This window comes from Tildeniella sp., from assembly GCF_059505325.1.
In genome coordinates this window covers 1-6,818 of the sequence record NZ_JCACKI010000014.1, presented here as the reverse complement: position 1 = coordinate 6,818, position 6,818 = coordinate 1, and the positions used below count along the sequence as shown (strand labels likewise).

At 52.0% G+C, this 6,818-nt stretch carries 5 protein-coding genes; all 5 read right to left on the bottom strand.

What is annotated here, in order from left to right; genetic code table 11:
* Positions 1-49: 49 nt before the first annotated feature.
* A complete protein-coding gene (gene sds / locus AC5JO6_RS06140; protein ID WP_496080167.1) occupies positions 50-1,021 on the bottom strand; it encodes a solanesyl diphosphate synthase in 972 nt (323 codons plus the stop codon).
* Between the two features lie 323 nt (positions 1,022-1,344).
* Positions 1,345-2,262, bottom strand: a complete 918-nt coding sequence (murI, locus tag AC5JO6_RS06135) for a glutamate racemase (protein WP_496080166.1) — start codon at positions 2,260-2,262, stop codon at positions 1,345-1,347.
* Positions 2,263-2,322: 60 nt separating this feature from the next.
* Positions 2,323-4,131 carry an N-acetylmuramoyl-L-alanine amidase gene (locus tag AC5JO6_RS06130; protein WP_496080165.1) on the bottom strand — a complete coding sequence of 603 codons (1,809 nt, stop codon included), beginning with the start codon at positions 4,129-4,131 and terminating at the stop codon, positions 2,323-2,325.
* 486 nt (positions 4,132-4,617) lie between these two features.
* Complete coding sequence (locus AC5JO6_RS06125) at positions 4,618-6,087, bottom strand: cation:proton antiporter (RefSeq protein WP_496080164.1); 1,470 nt, start codon at positions 6,085-6,087, stop codon at positions 4,618-4,620.
* Between the two features lie 345 nt (positions 6,088-6,432).
* Positions 6,433-6,783 (bottom strand): hypothetical protein, encoded by a 351-nt coding sequence (locus AC5JO6_RS06120; protein ID WP_496080163.1) that lies wholly within the window; start codon positions 6,781-6,783, stop codon positions 6,433-6,435.
* Positions 6,784-6,818: the final 35 nt, after the last annotated feature.

Here is a 6,818-nt window from a genome sequence, read left to right as displayed (position 1 = left end):
AAACCAGTCTCAGCTTTTCTTGTGTCAATTTCTGTTCGTCGAACTCACGTTAATACAGACGGCTGAGCACGTAGTCTGCCAGCTTCACCAAGACCTGTTTCGATTCGGACGGTGGTAGATCTGCCAGATGCTCGATCGCGGTGCGGGCATGATGGGTTGCCAGGGCGCGCGATCGTTCAATGCCCTGACTATCCCGGATCAAGATTAGTGCCTGCTCAAGGTCTCCCGGTTGGGCAAATTCTCGTTCAATCAGTGCTTCTAGGTAGGGCTTTTCTTCGAGTGCATAAAGGACAGGTGCGGTCAAATTGCCGCTTTTCAGGTCTGACCCAGCAGGCTTACCCAGTGCTTCTGTAGAGCCTGTAAAGTCCAGAATGTCATCAATGATTTGAAACGCCAGACCAATATGACGACCGTAGTGAAAAAAATCATCTGCCAACGCAGTCGATGTCTCGCTCAAGGTTGCGGCTGCTTTGGCACTGTTGGCAAGCAAGCTGGCGGTTTTGTAATAGCTTTTCTCCAGGTATTCGTCGATCGACAAGGTCGTGGCAAAACGGTTCAACCCCTGCTGAATTTCGCCTTCTGCCAGATCCATAATGACCTGTGACAGCAGCTTCACCACTTCCAGGTTGTCCAGATTTGCCAGATACCAGGATGACTGGGCAAACAGAAAGTCTCCTGCCAGGACGGCAATGCGATTGCCAAAGCTGCTGTGCACGGTGGGTACGCCGCGACGTAGCTCTGACTCATCCACCACATCATCATGCACCAGGCTCGCGGTGTGAATCATCTCAGTAATTTCAGCCAGCCTGCGATGCCGTAGCGTAATGTCTTGATCCAGCATCGTGGCACGCGAAACCAGAAAGACGATCGCGGGTCTGACTCGCTTTCCCTTCGCTCCGAAGAGGTGTTCTGCGGCAGCATACAGAACTGGATGGCGTGCCCCGATGAGGTTCTTAAGATTCTCCGTCAACGCCTGTAGATCTGCTTCAACAGGAGAAAAAAGGGAAGTAGCTGAGGTCATGGATATCCGACTCAGACGGTATAAGGTTACGAAACTTTAATTATTCTCCATCTATCTTAAGCTAACCCACCCACCTGTAGGACATAAAACCTCTTTTTTGTTTATTTCCGCTGGTTGCATTGTTGTCTTTGGGCACGTGTTGCATCGAGATGAAACCTGTGAAAAAACGCTTGAGCAGAGCGCCTGATCCCTTGGTGGAGACGATCGTAAGCTTTCAGAATCTGGTTTTTGTGTCAGCCTTTTTCAACGTACTTGAGCGTACTAACAGGTTGCGCAGCCCGATCGTCCGCTCTAAACCTCCAGACTCTACCCATCGCTGTCTCTCATTTTTGACCAGCGCGTTTTTGACCAGTGATAATTGCCGAATCCACTGACTCTAAGACTGACTCTAAGGCGGCGGGTGGAGCGATCGCATAAGCGGGGACAACCTTCTCTACAGTGGGTGTGCAGCCCAACCACGGCGCTGCCAGTTGGCTGAACGTCTGCGGGGAACCACTGACGCAAAAGCGAGTGGGTGCAGGCGGGCGAAGATGTTTGAGCGCGAGCAAATCGAGTTCCTGAGCGGCAGCAGCCACAACCGAAACGGCAGGGTCAACCAGTTTGACGGTAGGTGGAAGCAACTGGCGTAGAATCGGTGCGAGGTAAGGATAGTGCGTGCAGCCGTAGATGAGTGTATCAATTTGCTGCTGGAGGAGCGGCGTTAGATATTCCTGGGCGATCGCAGTGGTATGCGGGTCACGCAGACGATCGCTTTCAATCAGGGGCACAAATTCGGGGCAGCCGACTTCCCAAACTTGGGTCGCTGCATCAATTTCTAAAATGGCACGGCTATAGGCTTTACTGGCAGCAGTCGGGGGCGTAGCAATCACCCCAATACGGCAACCCTGCTGGACGGCGGCTCTCGCTCCAGGCAAAATTAGCCCCAAAATTGGCAGGCTGAACTCGGAGCGAACGGTTTCTAGCGCCAGTGCCGAGCTAGTATTGCACGCCATAATGACCATCTTGGTGCCTTGCTGCTCCATCCAGGTGAGAATTTCCCGGACATACTGCAAGATTTGGGCAGGCGATTTTGTTCCATAAGGCAAACGTGCCGTGTCGCCAAAGTAAATGACTGACTCATAAGGCAACTGACGATACACTTCGCGTAAGACGGTCAAACCGCCCATGCCACTATCAAATAACCCGATCGGCGCTGAGTTTTGACCCGCGCGACTGCGGGTTGCAAATCGATCCTCTGACACTCCCCACCTCTCCTACACGTGCGAACACTTAAACTCTCACAGATTCCACTTTTTGCAAAGTTACGAACTGCGCCCAAGATACCGCAAGATGCCACGCGCGATCGCATTTGCCATCTGGTTGCGGTAGTTCCCGTCACCCAGTTTGGCAGCATCATCTCGCCCAGTCACAAAGCCAACCTCAACTAACACCGAGGGCATCGACGTTTTTCTGAGCACGTAGAAACGCGCCGATCGCACGCCTCGATCTTGAACCCCTGTGCCTTCTAACACGCTTTGATGGATGGTACGAGCCAAGTTTAAACCGCTCTGGTAATAGTACGTTTCCAGACCATTGACATCTGGTCGGCTTAGGCTAATGGCGTTGGCATGGATGCTGACAAAGACCGTCGCATTGGTGCGTTCGGCTAACTGGACGCGCGGTTCCAGGTCAAGATCACGATCGTCAGAGCGTGTGATGATTGCCTGAATGCCTTGCTGTTCAAGAATAGTGGCAACTTTCTGCCCAATATCAAGCACAATGCCTTTTTCTTGCAGCCCACCAATACCGATCGCGCCAGGGTCAGGACCGCCATGCCCTGGGTCGATAATGACAACGGGTCGTCCATTTGTAGCTCTGGGAATGATGGGATTGGGATCGTTATTCTGAGGCGGCAACGGATTTGTCCGAGGCGCTGTGGGGACTGGAATGCTGGCGCTAGACGGATTAGGCAGTGAGGCAACAGGTGGGCGGTTGCGCTGAAGTTGAAGTGCCAAAGTTTGTTGACTCGGCTGATTCAGGTCACTAATCTGTACACCAGACGCAGGTGTAATGAGTATGACAGCCGTACTTGCCGTTTCCTGACGGAGGCGTAGCTTCAGGACTGGGCTAGAGGCTTCAAGCTGGGGTCCCTTAACGTTCTTAGCCAATTGAGCAGAGTTGACGGTAACACGGTAGGCTCCAGTGGTTCGATCCCATCCTGTTGTATATTTCAGCGGTTGATTGGCGCGGATAACAAGCTGAGTATCGTTGTTTTCTAGTGCCACAGATTCGATCGTTGCCAGTGTGCCTAGACGAGTCAGCCGAGGGAGCGTACTAGAGGGAGGGCTATCAGCGCCACCTGTTGCCACGTTGCCCGACGGAAGCAGCACCAACCCACCGGAGCTACTGGTCGTTGCTTGCCAATCGGGGCTAGAGCGATCGACGCTGAGCGTAATGCGGGCAACAGGCGGCGAGGCTTGCAGTTGGTTCAGCGTGACGCGGTTCACACCCAGGCGATTGACCAAGACATCGCGCGTGGCAGCCAGGGCGAGGGTGGCACCCTGCACGTCAACTGTAATTTGACTGCGATCGCTGCTGCGACGCACATCCAGATTCGGCGAACCACCGTTTGTACGAACAAAGATGCCATCGGCTGTAACCTGTACGCCCTGAATTTGGGTTGCTGCTTGATTCGTACCGCCAGAACCACTGGATGGCGCTGCGGCGGTATCAGTCGGTAGTAATTGCGGTGTTGGTAACTGCACCGTCCACTGACGCGCCGTAACGCCTCGAAAGCGCACCTGGTTAGGATCGATCGTGTAACCTGGTGCCAATTCGACCACTAGTCGGGCTGCGCCACGATCGAACTGACCCAAGCGCACAGAGCGAATCGCCCCACTATAGGACTGGGTAGAGGCTGGACGACCCAAAATAATACCTGGTAGGTCAATGACTAACCGTGTAGGGTCAGAAATCAACTGCGCTTTAGGCTGCACATCTTCATCTGTTGTGAATTCGAGCTGGTTGCTGTTGGTATCAAACCGCCAGGATTCCAGCCGCGAAGCGTGAGCAGGAGCCGCAAGGAGCAAAAGAGAGGTGGCAGTTAGCAAAAAATGGGGAAAGTGTTTCACAGTATCTCGTCAATTTCTCAAAAAGCTGGACATCAGTCAGGAACATCTCACAACTGGGTCTCCTCACAACTGAAACTGAGCGTTATGATAGGCGACGCTATAGCGGTCGTCGATCGTAATGAAGTCACGAGCGATCGCGCACCGAGGACTCTCTGCACCTTTGCTTACAGAGCATCGACTTGTAACAGAAGCCTTCAGTTCAACAACTCCGCCACGCCAGACCCCAGATCCGGGTGCTTTTAAGCTGAGAGCAGTATCCTCGCCGCGATCGCCAAATAACCTGCGCGTACAGGTGCCTGACGTGAATTTGAGCGTTTAGTTTCATGCCAAGGAAGAATTTTCTACTCACATTTTTCTGCTTGCAAAGGCTCATTAGAGATGGGGTTGCTGTTGCCGAGAACCCGTCTTGTTTAGAAGAACGCCCTGCAACGCAAAACTGCTGTAAGAATATACCCGATGTCTCAATAGTGCGATCGGAATTTCTCGTTACTTTGCATCAGGCTCATCGCTTTCCAAACCGACCAAGCCTGGATTCAACGTTATAGAAGGGGCTGAAACTGCTTCCGAAACGGTATTTGACGCACGATCGGCTCTCGCAAAAACCACCCTCAACAAGGGTGGAGCCAGAAATGTAGTCAAAATTACCATGACAATCACGGCAGCTTCCAATGGTTTAGACAGCACGCCGCTTTCAGAACCCACTGCCGCAAACACCAGTCCGACCTCACCACGAGGAATCATGCCAACCCCGATCGCCAACCGATTGATTCCCGGCATCCCAAACACACTGAATCCCGTAACCACCTTCCCAAAAATGGCAACCACCAGCAAGAATGCCGCAATGACAAGCCCTTCACGGTTTTCTGGCACCAGTGGATTCAAAACACTTAGATCAGTACGTGCGCCGACAACAACGAAAAAGACAGGTACCAGCATATCGGCGATCGGAATGACTTTTTCCTCTAGCTCCTGCTGCTTCTCTGTTTCTGCCAGCACTAGCCCCGCTGCAAACGCACCCAAAATGGCTTCTAGCTGAATCGCTGCTGCGATGTACGAAAGAATGAAAGCAACAACCAGGGAAGCCAGCAGCAACTGTCCTCTGGTCTTCATCTCGTCAACCAGCATCACAAAAACCGGGCTGAGAAAGCGCCCTACCAGGATGGCACCGACCAAAAAAACGCTCGCGCTCAAAATGAGGTAAGCCACGTTACTTGGCTCGACTGTGCCATCCCTTGCAAGACTGGCGACGACCGCCAAAACGATGATGCCCAGGACATCATCCAGCACTGCCGCGCCAATAATGATTTGCCCCTCACGGCTACTCAGCCGCTGCATTTCAGCTAAAACCTTTGCCGTAATGCCGATACTGGTTGCCGTTAAAGCCGCACCAACAAAGATCGCTGGTACGGTTGGAATACCAAAAAGGAGGTTGAGACCGATCGTCCCTAATGCAAACGGAGCCGCAACGCCTACTACTGCTACCACCGTTGCCTGCGGTCCCACCCGCAACAGTTCTTTCAAATCTGACTGCAAGCCAATCTCAAAGAGCAGAATAATGACACCCAACTCTGAGAGCACAGAAATGACCTCACTCTGAGCCTGAAAAACAGACGTTAACGCCTCTGGGTTAAGGTTCGCCGTTCGCTGCATCAGATTCATGATCAGGGAATGGCTACCGTCTTCACCTCCTTCTGGAAATACCAGCAGACGCAGTACCGAAACGCCGACCACTACGCCACCAACCAACTCTCCTAATACAGGTGGCAGGTCAACACGAACACACAGCTCTCCGCCAATTTTGCTCGCCAGAAAAATGACGATCAGGCTTAAGAGGACTCCAGCCAAAACCAGAGAGCTATTTTCTGACTCAACCGCTGTTGCTAGGAAGGAATGATGCAGCCAAATTGGAACATCAGACAGCGCTGGAGTCGTTAACCAGCTTATAAAACTTGCCATCAGATCCGGAAAAATTGTTCCCTTCCAATGTACAGGTTCTCTTACGGAAGGTTAAGTGAAGGGGAATGAGGGAGGCAAAAGGCAAAGCCCGAAGGTTGATAAACTGCCTCCATGAGCTGCAAAGCCCTCTCGTTTCAGTCGTTGCGGTGGGCTGTGTTTCAATATTTCTCCGTTAGTGACGGTTGAAACCGCAGCTACAGAAACGAAACCTGCCGCCGCAGGTTGAACGGTCGGTAGTCTGCGCAGACAGACTTTGCTTTTGTAGCCGCGAATGCCATTCGCTGGGGCTTAACCGAGAAGTATTGGGCTTTGTTTGTATCGTCGCGGTTTGACACCAGACACGTTTCAAATAGCCTCCAGGGCATCCTGTGAGAGTGCTTGACCCAGTGCAAAGATAGCCTGACCAAGCAAAAAGACCGCTCGACTCCTCAACGAGATAGCTTGACCAAGCAAAGAGATAGCTCGACCAGTCAAAGAGATAGCTCGACCAAGCAAAAAGATAGCTTGACCAGTCAAAGAGATAGCTTGACCAATCAAAGAGATAGCTCGACCAATCAAAAAGATAGCTTGACCAATCAAAAAGATAGCTCGACCAATCAAAGAGATAGCTCGACTCCTCAAAGAGATAGCTTGACCAGTCAAAGAGATAGCTTGACCAATCAAAGAGACGGCTTGACTTAGCTCGACTTTGTCCATTGTGAAGGGGAGGAAAGGTAGCAAAATCAGGAAAG